The following is a 13,435-nucleotide window of genomic DNA, read 5'->3' as shown; positions in this document are numbered from 1 at the left end:
GACCACGGAATGCACACCACCTCACTGGGCGGACTCGACGTCCCGCGCATCGGCCTCGGGGCTATGGGAATGTCGGCCTACTACACCGGTGCCGGCCGCGACGAAGCCGAGTCGATCCGTACGATCCGGCGTGCTCTGGACCTCGGCGCCACCCACCTGGACACCGCCGAGGTGTACGGGCCGTACGTCAACGAGGAACTGGTGGGTCGCGCGATCAGGGGCCGCCGCGACGAGGTCGTCCTGGCCACCAAGTTCGGCCTCGTCTCCCACACCGGCAGACCGGGAACGGACAGTACCCCCGCCAACATCCGCGTGGCGGTGAACGGCTCCCTACGGCGACTCGGCACCGATCACATCGACCTCTATTACCAGCACCGGGTAGACCGCGACACCCCCGTCGAGGACACGATAGGAGCGTTGCGGGAACTGGTGGTCGCGGGCAAGGTGCGCCACATCGGCCTGTCGGAGGCGTCCGCGACGACGATCCGCCGGGCCCACGCGGTGCATCCGGTGGCCGCCGTCCAGACGGAGTACTCGCTGTGGACCCGGGACCCCGAAGGCGACGTGCTGAGCACGCTGCGGGAACTCGGCATCGGCCTGGTGCCCTACTCGCCGCTCGGACACGGCTTCCTGACCGGTGACATCCGTTCCCTCGACGGCCTGGACGCCACCGACTGGCGGCGCACCAACCCCCGGTTCACCGGCGACAACCTCACCCACAACCTGCGCATCGTCGAGGAGGTCCGCGACGTCGCCGGCGAGGTGGGTGCCACGCCCGCGCAGATCGCGCTGGCCTGGCTACTCGCGCAGGGTGAGGGCATCGCGCCCATCCCGGGCACCAGGCGCGTCGACCGGCTAGAGGAGAACTGCGCCGCCGACAGCATCCGCCTCACCGCCGATCAGATCGCCCGGCTGAACAGCCTGACCCCGGCCTCCGGCGATCGCCACGCCGCAGCCGACATGGCCGCCATCGAAGGTTGAGCAGGCGTTGGTGGGCCTGGTCGAGGAAGGCGATGTAGTCGTCCTCGCTGAAGTTGCCCCGTTCGCCCGAGCGTCCGCGGTGCAGCCGGGTGCGCCACATCAACCGGCCTTGTTGTCCGGGCTTGAGGCAGACCAGGCCGGCGATCGAGACCCGGCCGGAGCCCTTGCCGCAGACCTCTACGAGGGGCGTGTGTCCACGGCCCGAGGCATCATTCGCTTGTCGAGCGATGACGTCGAGGACGGCTCCAGGCGTACGCCGTAGGTTTGGGATCCGGGGAAACCGCCTGGGCCTGGGGATCAGCCTTCCGGCTGGTAAGGCTCGGGCTGGGGCTTGTCCGTGGAGTCTGCTGCCAGGACTCCTCGGCGGCCCTGCGCGTCTTCCGCAGCAGATGCGGTAACGACCTCGCGGTCCCGGTGGTGAACGTCGGTGCCATACCGGGCGACCATGGTGCGGACGGCTTCGTCCACAACCGCCGTCGTGCGGGCAGGGGTCACCGACCAGTCCGGCAGCAGAAGACGCGGCCAGAACAGGTAGTTGGAGATCATCCCGAGGAAGTGCGTTGCGGCCATCTCCGGGTCGGCGATGTCTGCGGCTCCCGCGTCGCGCTCAGCCAGGAGGTAGATCCGAACGTTCTCGAAGTACGGCAGTTTGCCCTGCGAGAAGTGTGCCTTGGCCAGTTCGGGAAAGCGTGGCAGTTCGGCGATGACGATGCGGAACAGGTCGGTCATCTCAGGCTGGCTCAACAGCGTCGCGTAGTGCTGTCCGAGAACCGTCAGGCCGGTCGTCAGGTCGCCGGCGGGCGGCACGTCGGCGAGGTCGTTCTTGGCCCACGAGTCGACGACGATGGCATCGAACAATGCTGCCTTTGTCGGAAACTGCTTGAACAGCGTTGCTTTCGACACGCCAGCGCTGTCGGCGACACGCGCCAGGGATGCCCGGTCGTAGCCCAACTCGAGGAAGAGCTCGGTAGCGGCTTGCACGATGAGCGCGCGCTTCTCCTCCGCCACGCGCTGGTGATAGGCCGACGGCGCTGGGGTCATGCAGCCATCATAGCGAGGTGAGTGGGTTGACTCACCACTAGCGGGAGCGTAGCTTCGGCAAGGTGAGTCGCTCGACTCACCACCCGGTCTCGGGTTGTCGTCTCGCATACGTACTCGGAGGATCTGATGTCCCGTTTCGCCGATCAGACCGTTCTCGTGACCGGCGGCACCGGCGGGCAGGGGGCCAGCCATGTTCGCGCCCTGCACGCCGAAGGCGCCAACGTCGTCATCGGTGCCATCAATGCCGAGCGCGGGGCTGACCTCGCCGCCGAGTTGGGAGACCGGGCGCGTTTCGTCCGCCTCGACGTCTCCCAGGAGGAGTCGTGGGCCGCCGCCGTCGCGGAGACCGAGAAAGCCTTCGGCGCGCTCACGATCCTGGTCAACAACGCCGGGGTGCAGAACCCGCCGGCCCTCATCGAGTCCACCGACCGGGCTACCTGGGCTCGCATCCTCGACATCAACCTCACCGGCACGTTCCTCGGCATCAAGGCGGCCGCCCCGGCGCTGCGGCGCGCGGGAGGAGGAGCGATCATCAACATCGCCTCCACCATGAGCCTCGGCGGTACCGCCTTCTACGCGCCCTATGTCGCCAGCAAGTGGGCGATTCGAGGGCTCACCCAGACCGCTGCCCTCGAGTTGGGCCGCGACAACATCCGCGTCAATGCAATCCACCCCGGCGTAGTCGCCACCCCGTTCATCACCGAGCCGGCAGCCGGCGCCGATGCCCCGATCGCCGACTTCTACTCGCCCGAGCCGTTCGCCGTCCCGCGACTCGGGGAGCCCGCCGACATCACTGCGCTGCTGTTGTTCCTCACCTCGCCGCACGCGACCTTCATCACCGGCGCCGAGTATGTGATCGACGGGGGACTGCTCCTCGGCCCCGCACTCCGGAAGGAAGCCGCATGAACCCCGCAGACCAGCACGGTGTGCGCCGCGCGCGTGACCCGCTGGCGCACCTGCCGCCCGAGATCAGGAGCGCCATCACGATCACGCCTGCGGCCGGAACCCGCGAACGCTGCGGGGCCTGATCCATCACACGAGTCTGCCGTCGCCGCTGCAACCCGGCACGGCATTTGGCCCATCGACGTGCCCGGCCGTCGACCAGCCCGCCGACGGGGACCAGAACGAGGAGTTGCCGCAGGATTCGGTCCCCCGACCACTCGCCGAACACCACTGCGAGACGGGAACACTCGGCGGCATGACCGCCTGCCCGGTCCTGTGCCGGCGCCGCTCGGGGTCTCGGCCAGGCTGGTACGCCTGCGGCCGCTACAGGTCGCGCACGGTGAGCATGGGAGCCCGGCTCAATGCTCGTGATGAGGCGGCGTAGCGTCCTCGTCGTGGCAGGTCGTTGGCATCCGGAACACGGGCCCGAAGGCTTCCTGGCAGCAACTGCCGATCAGGCACGTCTTGTGCTCGATGCCGAAGAGGGCTGGCCCACCTACGACGCGGGTCTCGATTTCCAAGGGCTCGCCATGGGTGCAATGTCCCAGACCCCTGCAGGCGAGTATCTGCCCGACATACCGACCTCGCTCAACCTCATCTGGGGAGCGCTGACAGATGAGATGGACGCCCCTGGCAGGGGATCACCGGAGCAGGACGCCGCTGCAGTCCGACACATGAAGCAGGCGGCCGCCGAATGGCTCACCGTCGTCGATTCGCCCGTCAACAGGACGACCTACCTTGATCACTGGATGTACGAGGAATGCGGCTACCGACGGAGCCTCTAAACCATCGACATCCCACAACCGGCGAGAAGATCACCGGTCTGACGCCGTTGTGGACCAACCACCTGCAGCGGACCGTGACGCTCGCTCGGCGGCATGAGCGTCCGTTGTCGCCGTCGCCATAGTCTCTTGATGCAGGGGAGACAGAATTGCGGCTGCTGCGCGGAAGACGCTGAGTTACGGTGCTCCGATGCAGGCGTATGCGGCCCAGCGGGCGACACAGGCAGCCATGTCGATCGCCTCGTCGCTCGGCCTGACCGCCTACGACGCCGCCGTCCTGCACAACTCGAACAGACTCACCCTTCGCCTGCAACCCTGCGACATCCTGGCACAGGTGACACCGGCGGCGCACCAGAGCGCTCAACTCGAAGTGGACACCGCACAGCGACTGTTCGAGGTCGGGAGCCCGGTGGCCGCGCTGAAAGCACCCGAGGTCTTCGTCCGGGACGATTACGTCGTCACTTTGTGGACCTACTACGAACCGGTGACTACTCAAGCGATCCCACCCGCGGACTACGCCGGAGCACTCGAACGTCTGCACGCCGGAATGCGGCGGGTAGACCTGCCCACCCCGCACTTCACGGACCGGGTTTCCGAGGCCCACACGCTCGTGGCGGACCACGACCGGACGCCGAAGCTGGCCGACGCGGACCGGACCTTTCTCGCCAGCACGTTGGACCGCCTGCACCGCACGGTCAGCGATAGCGGCCGACCCGAACAGCTCCTGCACGGCGAACCTCACCCGGGCAACCTACTCTCGACCCCGACCGGCCTGCTCTTCATCGACTTCGAGACGTGCTGCCGGGGGCCGATCGAGTTCGACCTGGCCCACGCACCCGACGAAGTCGGGGACCTCTACCCCGGCGTCGACCACCACCTGCTCCGAGACTGCCGAACCCTCATGCTGGCGATGACCACCGCGTGGCGCTGGGACCGCGACGACCAATTCCCCGACGGCCACCGGCTCGGCATCCGGTGGCTGAGCGAACTCAAGAAGGCACCGGCTCGGTAGGTGACGAAGCACTGTCATCGGCCACGACCGGGACGGCTTCGGCGCTGCGGTCGGTTACTCAGCGCACCGCCGCTCGGTGGCAGAAGCGCGGGTCTCGTCGTTCATGTCGCGAAGAGCGTCTCTCGCTGCGGCGGGTCGAGGACATTCCGTAGCGCGATGATGTTCCGGCGCCATTGCTTTCCTTTCGCGGCATCGTTCCACTCGACGGCACGCCAGGAAGACGCTGCGAGGACGTTATCGAGGGCGTCGACGGCCAGCCCTTTCAGCGAGTTCGGGAACTGCGGCATCGGCGTGGACGGGCCGTACACGGGGCAGGCAGCTTCGCCTCCCGGGCATTGCGCAGCGATGAGGGCGGCTGCGGCTACGGCCTTCGGGATGCCCCTGTCGACGTCGTCGTTTGCCGTGACCACACGGTCGAGCACCCTGCCGACCATCTCGATGCGTACGTCCTCCGCCACGGCATCCAGGTCGCCGGCGAAGTCCGCGGCGTCGTCGTTGTCGAAGGGGCCTACGTCCCAGAAGCCCAAGGCCATTACCCCCAACTGATACTTTCGCGATCTTCGGCCAGCTCGATGCTGGTCGTCAACCCACACGGTCTTCGGCCAATCCGTAGGCCGAGGGAACGGCTTGGCCACGTAAGTCGTCCTTCCTGCGTCCGGCTCACTCGGGCGGGTTGCCGACTAACGTCTTCAGGTCGGCGGCGAGCCTTTTGAGCGGTCTCGACGGCTGCAGCAGGTGGATCGCGTTCGCGTCTCGGTAGAAGGCGCGGATCGGGACGATACGCCGCCGATGCTCGACGAGGATCTGTGGCAGCTGATCGCGTTTCTCGGTGAGCCGCTGGTCCTGCCCGATGGCGTCCTCGTCGAGCGTGATCTCGATAACGATGCCTGGCGCGTGGCCGTGTTCGTCGACTGGTTCGGCGTGCCGGCGTGTGCGTGGATAGCCGTACAGCACCCAGCCCTCTGGCGATCGGTTCAGCATGTCCGTGACGAACTCTGCCTGCACCTCGTCCGGTACCAGCGCACGTCGCGGTGCACTGCCGCGCCGGTGTCGGACGGGCATCACTGATCGCCGCAGCCTGCCTCGCCCGACTGGGCGTTCCCCTCGACGCCGCCTGGCAGGTCATCGGAGAGGCCCGAGGTGCGCCGGTCCCGGAGACCGACCAACAGCGACGCTGGCCGGAGAAACGCCAGCGGTAGCTCACCCGTCGCCGCGTACATCGCGCCCTGCACGCCCCAAGGGATAGGCGTGCTCCGAATGGGGTTCGGCGGTCGACTCCAGGTCGGAGGTCGCAGGACCGACGGCCGCATCGAGGTCGTGATCCGCGGCAACGACGAACACACACTCGCCGGCGAGCTCGCCGGGCTGGTCGAATGGGTCGAGGTGACCGGCCCTCCGGGTGTGCGAGCCTACCTGGCTTCGATCGGTGACACGCTCGTCGAGCGATACGGCGGAGACCGACACGACGACAACCGCGGTCATCAGGATCTACCGCACCGATGAACACCGACTTATCGCACGCCACCACGACGAGCGCCATCTACACGGCCCACCTCCTCAGTCTTCGTACGATTAGCCGTCAGCAACCCGTACTCGGCCTCAGGATTGACCCGGACACGGCGCCGCCGCGAGCGTCGGCGCCGTGTCCGGTCGGGCTAACCCTGCCGGTGGTGATCAGCTGGAGCGTGAGAGCAGGTGGTCGGCGGCGCGTTGGATGCTCTGGCTGAAATAGGCGACGTCGGTGTAGACGGGGACCGGTTCCTCACCGATGTCCCAGTCGCAGTCCGAGCCGGCGCTCACGATGCCGACCTGTTCCCAGGTGCCGTTGGGGAGCCGGTGCAGGGCGGGCCCACCGGAGTCGCCGGGGCAGTGGCTCTTCTGGTTCACCGACTTCGCACAGATCGTCGACCTCGGGTACTCGGGGTGTTCCTGCCACCAGGGGTCGTCGAAGCACTGCTCGTCCGGCAGGAACGGCAACTCCACCTTGTTGAGGAAGCGTTCCTGAGGGCCGCCCGACTTCTTCGTACCCCAGCCGGTCACGGTCAGCGTCTGCAACTGACGGGGCTCGGCGGCCAGCCGCACGACGGGCAGGTCAAGTGGCCGCTCCAACTTGATCACCGCCCAGTCCGGTCCATTCCACCACTCGGCTCCGCCGAGATGAGCGGTGGATCTGTTCATCGTCCGGCGTGGGTGCTTGAGGTCGACGGTGCCGGAGACGACGGTCACGCTGTCGCCGGGCTGCTCATCGACACAGTGCTGGGCGGTGAGCACCAGTTGCGGGTGAATGAGGGTTCCACCGCAACCCACCGGCAGGAGCCGGACCATCCAGGGGAACTCACCGGGCACGGCCCGTCCACCGCCGCTGATGGCGGCGGCCGGAGCGGCCGTCACCAGCACGGCGGCCAACGCCACCACGGCGATCAGGAGTCGTTTCAAGCGCATCTGACACCCTTCGAAGAACTACCGGTACGGAGGTAGAACGGAACCGGAGGGCCCTTTCGTTGCACCCCGGGAGCGATCCGTCCGCAGGAACCGGCAGAGCACTGCGCAACGCGAGAGCGGCTGGCTGACGATCTACAACGCGCTGGACCAGAACGGGATTGAGGAGGACGATTCCTCCCCGCGGTACCGCCGACACCGCTTGGGATGAGCCGCAACTGACCCACGACCACGCCGTCAGCGGCAGGTCCGGATGTTCGCGCTCCGTTGCCGCAGCCGGGCCATCCTGTTGGCCGCCGGGCCGGACCCCCTGGCGCTGTCTGAATGCTCGCCAGGTCGTTACGACGGTTCGACGGGCAGCCAGAGATCAGAGGTCACGGTGCCGACGTCACTCGTGGGCCCGTGCACCGCGACGATCTCGGGACCTGGCCGCTTGCGCCACGGGTTGAACGGAAACCACGCTGTTGCGGCCGTGGCCCAGGCCTTCTGCAGGGTCTGCGGATGCGGCCCCGTGGTCCGGATGACCAGCCATCTGCCGGCCGGAACGTCGATGATGTCGAGGTCGCCGGGGACCGGCGTACCCGTCGACACGGCGACCCCGTGAAGGTAGGTCAGCTCACACCCGACACAAGCGGTGCGGAATGTGTCGGGTGACCGGGACCGGCACCGCCGCACGATGGGGGTATGGATGACACGACCCTGGTATCCCGCTTTCTCCGCGACGGCTTCGTCAAGCTGGAGGGCGCCGTCGCGCCGCGCGTGGCAGCGGACTGCGCGCGGCTGCTGTGGCGGGAGACGGGCTGCGACCCGGACGATCCAGTGACGTGGACGCAGCCTGTGCACTGGGTGCCCGGCATGGCGCAGGGGCCGTTCGCCGCCGCTCCCAACTCGCCGTTCCTCCATCACGCGTACGACCTGCTCGTCGGCGCGGGCCGCTGGGAGCCGCGTTACTCGCTGGGCACGTTCCCGCTGCGCTTCCCGCACGAAGAGGAGCCGGCCGACGCGGGCTGGCACATCGAAGGCAGCTATCTCCCGGAGGGCGAGAGCTGGTACTTCACCAATGTGCGCTCCCGCGGCCGGGCACTGCTGATGCTGTTCCTGTTCAGTGAGGTCGGTGAGAAGGACGCCCCGACCCGGATCCGGGTCGGCTCCCACCTGGACGTGCCGAAAGTGCTGGAGAAGTACGGCGAGGACGGAGCGAGCGGACTGGCCCTCGCGCCCGACCTGGTGGCGGCGTCCGAGCACCGGCCGCTCGCCCTCGCCACCGGATCTCCGGGCGACGTCTTCCTGTGCCACCCGTTCCTGGTGCATGCGGCGCAACCACACCACGGCGCGCGGCCTCGCTTCATGGCCCAACCGCCGCTGATGCCAGCCGCACCATACGAGCTGGAGCGGGCTGATGGCGCATACTCACCCGTGGAGATCGCGATTCGTCGGGGTCTCGGACAGGATGCCCTCGGTCCGGACGGGGACGGCACCGACCGCGACGCCGTGGCGACTCGTTCCGTCCGTTCCTGAGCGCCTGGCCGAAGGTCTCCTCGGGGAGCCAGCGGCCGGTGACGTGTGGCAGGCAGGGCATGGGCGAGCACGGAGGCGGGGTTGGCAATGGTGCTGCGAGTGAGTGGCCGCAATGCGCGGTTCCAGCAGTGGGAAGCTCTCCTCGGCAACCGGACCAAGCGGCAGCGGCGTGGCGAGTTCCTCGTGCAGGGCGTGCGTCCGATCACCATGGCCGTCGAACACGGCTGGCAGATCCGGGAGCTGCTCTATGACACCAGCGCTCAACTGTCCGGCTGGGCACGCGAGACCCTGGACGCGGTCCGGGCCGAGAAGTTCGCCGTCTCCCACGACCTGATGCACGACCTGGGAGGCAAGGCGGACGCGGTTCCAGAGCTGCTGGCCGTGGTCGCGTTGCCGGAGGACGATCTGCGCCGTATCCCGGTCGGTCCGACCATGCTCACCGTCGTGTTCGATCGGCCCACCAGCCCCGGCAACATCGGGACCCTCGTGCGGTCGGCGGATGCCTTCGGCGCCGGCGGCGTCATCGTCACCGGCCACGCCGCAGACGTGTACGACCCGAAGGCGGTCCGGGCGAGTACCGGCTCGCTGTTCGCCCTGCCCGTGGTCCGGGTGCCCTCCCACCAGGCCGTCCTATCCTGGGTCGCTGACGTCCGAGCCGAGGGAATCGGCATGAGCATCATCGGAACCGATGAGCGCGGCATTCTGGACGCCGCCGAGTACGACTTCACACAACCCACCCTGGCGTTGATCGGCAACGAGACCACCGGCCTCAGCTCCGGCTGGCGCGAGGCAAGCGACCAGCTCGTCCGGATCCCCATGGTCGGGTCCGCCAGCTCCCTGAACGCGGCGACCGCCGCGACTGTCGTGCTGTACGAATCGGCACGCCAGCGGGCCGCCGCAGCCCGACGGTAGGGCACTGATCACGGGCGGCCTCGCCGTACGCGCAGTTCGGTGACGCGACCGGGTCAGGGGTTGGGTGTCACTCGCGGGTGAGTCCCGGTGGCAGCGCGTCCTCGTCGGGTCGGACCCGGCGGGCGTTGGCCAGGGGGTCGCGTTGGAGGGTGTTGATCAGCGGTTCCGGGCCGCCGACGCAGGTCCAGGTGTCGTCCCAGAGTGCGGAGACCAGCCATGATCGATCGGCGGGGAAGAACAGGTCGGGTAGCGATCCGTCACCGTGGCGCATATGACCGGTGCGCCAGGTGAGTGCCTGTTCGGGTCCGGCCTCGACCAGCACGTAGGACCAGTTCCAGTAGAGCGACACCCTGGGGGCACGGGGAAAGACGATGTCGTGGACGCCGGTGTCGAGGTAGGCCAGCCACCAGGGCTGGTCGGGGGTCTGTGTGATGAGATCCTCGACCAGTGCGTGTTCATAGGCGGCGACGGTGACGCCGTCGGCCTGGTGGGTGGTGGAGTACGCGTCGAAGACCGGCGGGATGGCGGTGGTGATCGACATGCCGGCAGTGGTGTGACCGGCGATCCACTCCACGTCGGCGGCGGCGCCGATCCGCCACTCCCGCCCGTCCTTGCTGACCTGCACACCGCTATTAAAGTCGCTGTGATGACCGTTGGCGCAGGAATCAGGCTGTCCTCGGCGTGGCCGACCGCCTTCCGTAGGATGCGCATCACGGCAGATCGTGCGCTGCTGATCGTCCGTCCTGCGCAGGGCGCGTTCGCTATGACGTGGCGTCCTCCCGCAGGTCGAGGAATGCCAACCGTGGGTCAGGTTCAACGACGGACGTGTTCGACTCGCAGGCCCGCGTGCAGCCGGCCCGGGTCGGCGGTTCCGATCAGCAGTGGTCGGGGTGTGCCGCTGATGAAGCGCTGAGCTGCAACTGCTCGCAGGGCCTGTCAGCTATGTCGGTGGGATGTCGAGGGCGGTGAGTTCGGCTGCGAGCTGAGTGGCTTCTGGGACACCGAGTGTCTGGTACACGTGCAGTGCTTGCCGAAGGTGGGTGGTGGCGGAGGCGACGTCGCCGAGGTCGGTGGCGGCCCTGCCCATACCTTCGAGCGCATGTGCCTTCTCAAGGCGGTAATCATGCTCGTCAGCGATGGTGAGGGCTTCTTGGTGCAGGGCCTGGGCTCGGCCGGGATGTCCGGCGAGTCGGCGCAGGGTCCCGAGGTGGTTGAGGGTTTCGACCTCATCGTCGAGTGCGCCGACGTCGCGTAGGGCGATGAGTGCCCGTGTGAGCAGATGTTCGCCGGCGATGTAGTCGCCGGCCAGGTATCGCACCACTCCGAGGTGGGTGCGGGCGTATGCCTGACCGTGCGGATGATCGAGTGCGTTGTACAGGCCAAGGGCTTGGTGCAGCAGCTCGTCCGCGTCCTGGTAGTTCCCCGTCTGCCAGCACACGATGCCCAGTTCTGCAAGGCAGCCGGCCTTGCCTAGCCGGTCGCCGAGTACGCGATAGAGGTCCAGCGCTTGGTGCAGCAGCTCCTGCGCGCTCTGGTGGTCCCCGACCAACCGACGCACACTGCCGAGTCGGTGAATGGTGTTGACCTGGCCGAGCTGGTTGCCCAATGCGCGATGCAGATCGAGAGCCTGGTGCAGCAGGTCGTCCGCGTCTCGGTAGTCACCGGCCAGCCGCCGCACAGCTCCCAGGGCGTACAGTGCGTTGGCTTGGCCGAGCCGGTGGTCGAGTGTGCGGTAAAGGTCCAGAGCTTGACGCAGCACTTCGGTCCCGCCTGGGTAGTCCCCAGTCCGCCACCGCACGACGCCGAGCTGAGTGAGGGCATGCGCCTGGCCACTCTCGTTGCTGAGAGCGCGGTAGAGGGCCAGCGCTTGACTCAGCAGGTCGGCCGCCTCCTGGTAGTCCTTGGAGACGAGCCGCCGCAGGATCCCCAGCTCGCTGAGCGCGTGGGCCTGGCCGATCTCGTTGTCGAGCGCGCGGTAGAGGTCAAGGGCTTGACGCAGCAGGCCGTCCGCGTCCTGGTAGTTCCCGGTCAGCCAGTGCATGGCCGCGTGGTCGGTGAGCGCGTTGGCCTGACCGATCCCGTCGTTGATCTGCGCCGCTCGGTCGGCGGCTTGGCGGTGCAGGTCCGCCGCAGTGGTCCAGGGCCCTTCGTTGCGCAGCAGATAGGCGAGGCCGGCGGTGAGCACGACCACGTGGTGGTGCTGGTCGCCGATTGTGGCGTGATGAAGGCAGGCGAGCAGGTTCGCCCGTTCGACACGGAGCCAGGTGGCGGCGGTGTCCCACCCAGCTAGGTCAGGCGCGGCCGCCGGTCTGGCGAGGGCCGTGGTGGCGGGGCGTGTGTTGTGGGCGGTCAGCCGGCTGGCTCTGCTGGCGGTGTGCTGGTAGTAGTCCAGCAGCCGCTCCACGGCCCCATCGCGTACCGCTGATGGCTCGACGGTGGCCGCGAGAGTGCGGGTGTAGGCACGGATGAGGTCGTGCATCCGGTAACGCCGGGGGGCGGTTTCGTCGAGCAGGTGGTCGTCGTACAGCTCGTCGAGGTGCTCTTCGGCCTGGTCGAGGGTGGTCCCGGTGAGGGCGGCCGCCGCGTAGGCGTCGATCTCGACGCCCGGGTGCAGCCCGAGGAGCCGGAAGAACCGCTGCCGCTCGGGATAGAGGTGGCGGTAGGAGAGGTCGAACGCGGCCCGCACGGTTGCGTTCTCACCTTTGATCGTCAGCACCCGCTCGCTCGTGCGTAGCTCTGCGAGGAGGTCCGCCATGGTCCACGTGGGCCGGCTGGCGAATCGGCTCGCGGTGATGGCGATCGCTAGTGGCAGAAATCCACACATCTCGACCAGCTCCGCGACCGCGTCGGGTTCGGCATGGGGAACCGTCCGAAGGAACAGTGCTGCTGCGTCGTCGGGGCTCAGGAGCTTGAGGTTGAGGTGAAGGGCCTCTCGCAGGTCAGCCAGACGGGCCCGGGAGGTGATGAGCACCAGGGCGCTGCTGGAGCCGGGCAGCAGAGGCCGCACCTGTGCGGTGGACCTCGCGTTGTCGAGCACGAGCAGGGCCCGTCTGCCGTTCATGCGGTCCCGCCACAGGGCCGAGCGAGCTTGAAGTCCGCCAGGGAGCTGACGGGGGTCGAGGCCGTCGGCGCGTAGCAGATCGGCGAGGGCGTCGGCCGGGTCGGTGGGTTCATGGCCAGGAGTGTGGCCATGAAGGTCGACGAACAACCGCCGGTCCGGGTAGCGACTGGCCAGGCGATGCGCTGCACGGACTGCGAGCGCGGTCTTGCCGATGCCAGGCATCCCATCAATGGCATGGATGGCCATTACGCCACTCGCTGAGGCTGTGCGGGTGACCGCTGCGGTGATCCGCTCCAGTTCCTCGTCCCGGCCGATGAACACCGTCTCTCCGGCCGGCAGCGTGTCCTGCATTGGTCCTCCATCACGGTGCGGGTCGGGTCTGAGTGCCTGGGACGGCCAGACCGTGGCCCGTGCGATGACGTATTGAATGTTGGTCGCATGCGGGCCGGTGGAGGCGATGCCCGGAATGGTGCCGCCGGCCGTGATTGCACCCGGCCCGTCCAATCCCACCATGGCGACGGGGAGGGCCGGTATCACCGGATCACCTTGCCCAGGGGTCGCCCGCCTACGCCGGGGCCGCCAGCTCACCGGCGCTGGATGTTCCTCGCGTGGTTACCGGTCGAAGCGATCCCCATGATGTCCCCACTGACATGTATCGCCCCTGCCTCGGACGCAGAGGCCACCGGGCCAGGACCTGGCACGGACGACCTCGGCGGCGGCAGCACCACCGCAACCACCGCGACTACC

At 68.0% G+C, this 13,435-nt stretch carries 15 protein-coding genes; 8 read left to right on the top strand and 7 right to left on the bottom strand.

Annotation, left to right across the window (positions count from 1 at the left end; all coding sequences use genetic code 11):
- Positions 1-9 precede the first annotated feature (9 nt).
- Complete coding sequence (locus tag ABT008_RS22570; protein WP_350698201.1) at positions 10-981, top strand: aldo/keto reductase; 972 nt, start codon at positions 10-12, stop codon at positions 979-981.
- Positions 982-1,278: 297 nt separating this feature from the next.
- Here the strand turns inward: ABT008_RS22570 and ABT008_RS22565 are convergent, their stop codons facing one another.
- The gene (locus tag ABT008_RS22565) at positions 1,279-2,022 is read right to left on the bottom strand and encodes a TetR/AcrR family transcriptional regulator (RefSeq protein ID WP_350698200.1); all 744 of its coding nucleotides are present in this window, start codon (positions 2,020-2,022) and stop codon (positions 1,279-1,281) included.
- A 126-nt stretch (positions 2,023-2,148) separates the two neighbouring features.
- Here ABT008_RS22565 and ABT008_RS22560 point away from each other — a divergent pair, with 126 nt between their 5' ends.
- The 4 genes from ABT008_RS22560 (at position 2,149) to ABT008_RS22545 (ending at position 4,758) form a co-directional block, all read left to right on the top strand.
- Positions 2,149-2,928, top strand: coding sequence for an SDR family NAD(P)-dependent oxidoreductase (locus tag ABT008_RS22560; protein WP_350698199.1), 780 nt, complete (start codon positions 2,149-2,151; stop codon positions 2,926-2,928).
- On the top strand, positions 2,925-3,050 hold the full coding sequence (locus ABT008_RS22555; RefSeq protein ID WP_350698198.1) for a hypothetical protein: 126 nt from the start codon (positions 2,925-2,927) through the stop codon (positions 3,048-3,050). The genes ABT008_RS22560 and ABT008_RS22555 overlap by 4 nt, the downstream gene beginning before the upstream one ends.
- A 309-nt stretch (positions 3,051-3,359) precedes the next feature.
- Positions 3,360-3,749: a hypothetical protein gene (locus tag ABT008_RS22550; protein ID WP_350698197.1), complete on the top strand. Its 390-nt coding sequence runs from the start codon at positions 3,360-3,362 to the stop codon at positions 3,747-3,749.
- Between the two features lie 187 nt (positions 3,750-3,936).
- Positions 3,937-4,758, top strand: coding sequence for a phosphotransferase family protein (locus ABT008_RS22545; RefSeq protein ID WP_350698196.1), 822 nt, complete (start codon positions 3,937-3,939; stop codon positions 4,756-4,758).
- 101 nt (positions 4,759-4,859) lie between these two features.
- Here ABT008_RS22545 and ABT008_RS22540 read toward each other — a convergent pair whose 3' ends face one another.
- Both ABT008_RS22540 and ABT008_RS22535 read right to left on the bottom strand, forming a co-directional pair.
- Complete coding sequence (locus ABT008_RS22540) at positions 4,860-5,393, bottom strand: DUF4259 domain-containing protein (protein WP_350698195.1); 534 nt, start codon at positions 5,391-5,393, stop codon at positions 4,860-4,862.
- Between the two features lie 25 nt (positions 5,394-5,418).
- Positions 5,419-5,763, bottom strand: a complete 345-nt coding sequence (locus tag ABT008_RS22535) for a nucleoside/nucleotide kinase family protein (RefSeq protein ID WP_350698194.1) — start codon at positions 5,761-5,763, stop codon at positions 5,419-5,421.
- Between the two features lie 252 nt (positions 5,764-6,015).
- Here ABT008_RS22535 and ABT008_RS30505 point away from each other — a divergent pair, with 252 nt between their 5' ends.
- Positions 6,016-6,261 (top strand): WCX domain-containing protein, encoded by a 246-nt coding sequence (locus ABT008_RS30505; protein WP_502890487.1) that lies wholly within the window; start codon positions 6,016-6,018, stop codon positions 6,259-6,261.
- A 171-nt stretch (positions 6,262-6,432) separates the two neighbouring features.
- Here ABT008_RS30505 and ABT008_RS22525 read toward each other — a convergent pair whose 3' ends face one another.
- Positions 6,433-7,200, bottom strand: coding sequence for a S1 family peptidase (locus ABT008_RS22525; protein WP_350698192.1), 768 nt, complete (start codon positions 7,198-7,200; stop codon positions 6,433-6,435).
- Positions 7,201-7,536: 336 nt separating this feature from the next.
- Positions 7,537-7,872, bottom strand: a complete 336-nt coding sequence (locus ABT008_RS22520; RefSeq protein WP_350698191.1) for a GyrI-like domain-containing protein — start codon at positions 7,870-7,872, stop codon at positions 7,537-7,539.
- Positions 7,873-7,881: 9 nt separating this feature from the next.
- Here ABT008_RS22520 and ABT008_RS22515 point away from each other — a divergent pair, with 9 nt between their 5' ends.
- A complete protein-coding gene (locus tag ABT008_RS22515) occupies positions 7,882-8,715 on the top strand; it encodes a phytanoyl-CoA dioxygenase family protein (RefSeq protein ID WP_350698190.1) in 834 nt (277 codons plus the stop codon).
- 81 nt (positions 8,716-8,796) lie between these two features.
- A complete protein-coding gene (locus tag ABT008_RS22510; RefSeq protein WP_350698189.1) occupies positions 8,797-9,627 on the top strand; it encodes a TrmH family RNA methyltransferase in 831 nt (276 codons plus the stop codon).
- Between the two features lie 67 nt (positions 9,628-9,694).
- On the opposite strand, the gene ABT008_RS22505 is transcribed toward ABT008_RS22510, so the two are convergent.
- The gene (locus ABT008_RS22505; protein ID WP_350698188.1) at positions 9,695-10,252 is read right to left on the bottom strand and encodes a hypothetical protein; all 558 of its coding nucleotides are present in this window, start codon (positions 10,250-10,252) and stop codon (positions 9,695-9,697) included.
- A 315-nt stretch (positions 10,253-10,567) separates the two neighbouring features.
- Positions 10,568-13,039 carry an ATP-binding protein gene (locus ABT008_RS22500; protein ID WP_350698187.1) on the bottom strand — a complete coding sequence of 824 codons (2,472 nt, stop codon included), beginning with the start codon at positions 13,037-13,039 and terminating at the stop codon, positions 10,568-10,570.
- Positions 13,040-13,435: the final 396 nt, after the last annotated feature.

It is taken from the genome of Micromonospora sp. NPDC002389 (genome assembly GCF_040296095.1).
Classification (GTDB): Bacteria; Actinomycetota; Actinomycetes; order Mycobacteriales; family Micromonosporaceae; genus Micromonospora.
Note: the sequence above shows the minus strand (reverse complement) of the source record. Positions and strands in the feature narration are given on the sequence as shown.

Coding starts and splice junctions, on each gene's coding strand:
- ABT008_RS22500 (WP_350698187.1), bottom strand. CDS start 13,039: ATGCAGGACACGCTGCCGGCCGGAGAGACGGTGTTCATCGGCCGGGAC.
- ABT008_RS22545 (WP_350698196.1), top strand. CDS start 3,937: ATGCAGGCGTATGCGGCCCAGCGGGCGACACAGGCAGCCATGTCGATC.
- ABT008_RS22565 (WP_350698200.1), bottom strand. CDS start 2,022: ATGACCCCAGCGCCGTCGGCCTATCACCAGCGCGTGGCGGAGGAGAAG.
- ABT008_RS22525 (WP_350698192.1), bottom strand. CDS start 7,200: ATGCGCTTGAAACGACTCCTGATCGCCGTGGTGGCGTTGGCCGCCGTG.
- ABT008_RS22560 (WP_350698199.1), top strand. CDS start 2,149: ATGTCCCGTTTCGCCGATCAGACCGTTCTCGTGACCGGCGGCACCGGC.
- ABT008_RS22555 (WP_350698198.1), top strand. CDS start 2,925: ATGAACCCCGCAGACCAGCACGGTGTGCGCCGCGCGCGTGACCCGCTG.
- ABT008_RS22515 (WP_350698190.1), top strand. CDS start 7,882: ATGGATGACACGACCCTGGTATCCCGCTTTCTCCGCGACGGCTTCGTC.
- ABT008_RS30505 (WP_502890487.1), top strand. CDS start 6,016: ATGGGGTTCGGCGGTCGACTCCAGGTCGGAGGTCGCAGGACCGACGGC.
- ABT008_RS22570 (WP_350698201.1), top strand. CDS start 10: ATGCACACCACCTCACTGGGCGGACTCGACGTCCCGCGCATCGGCCTC.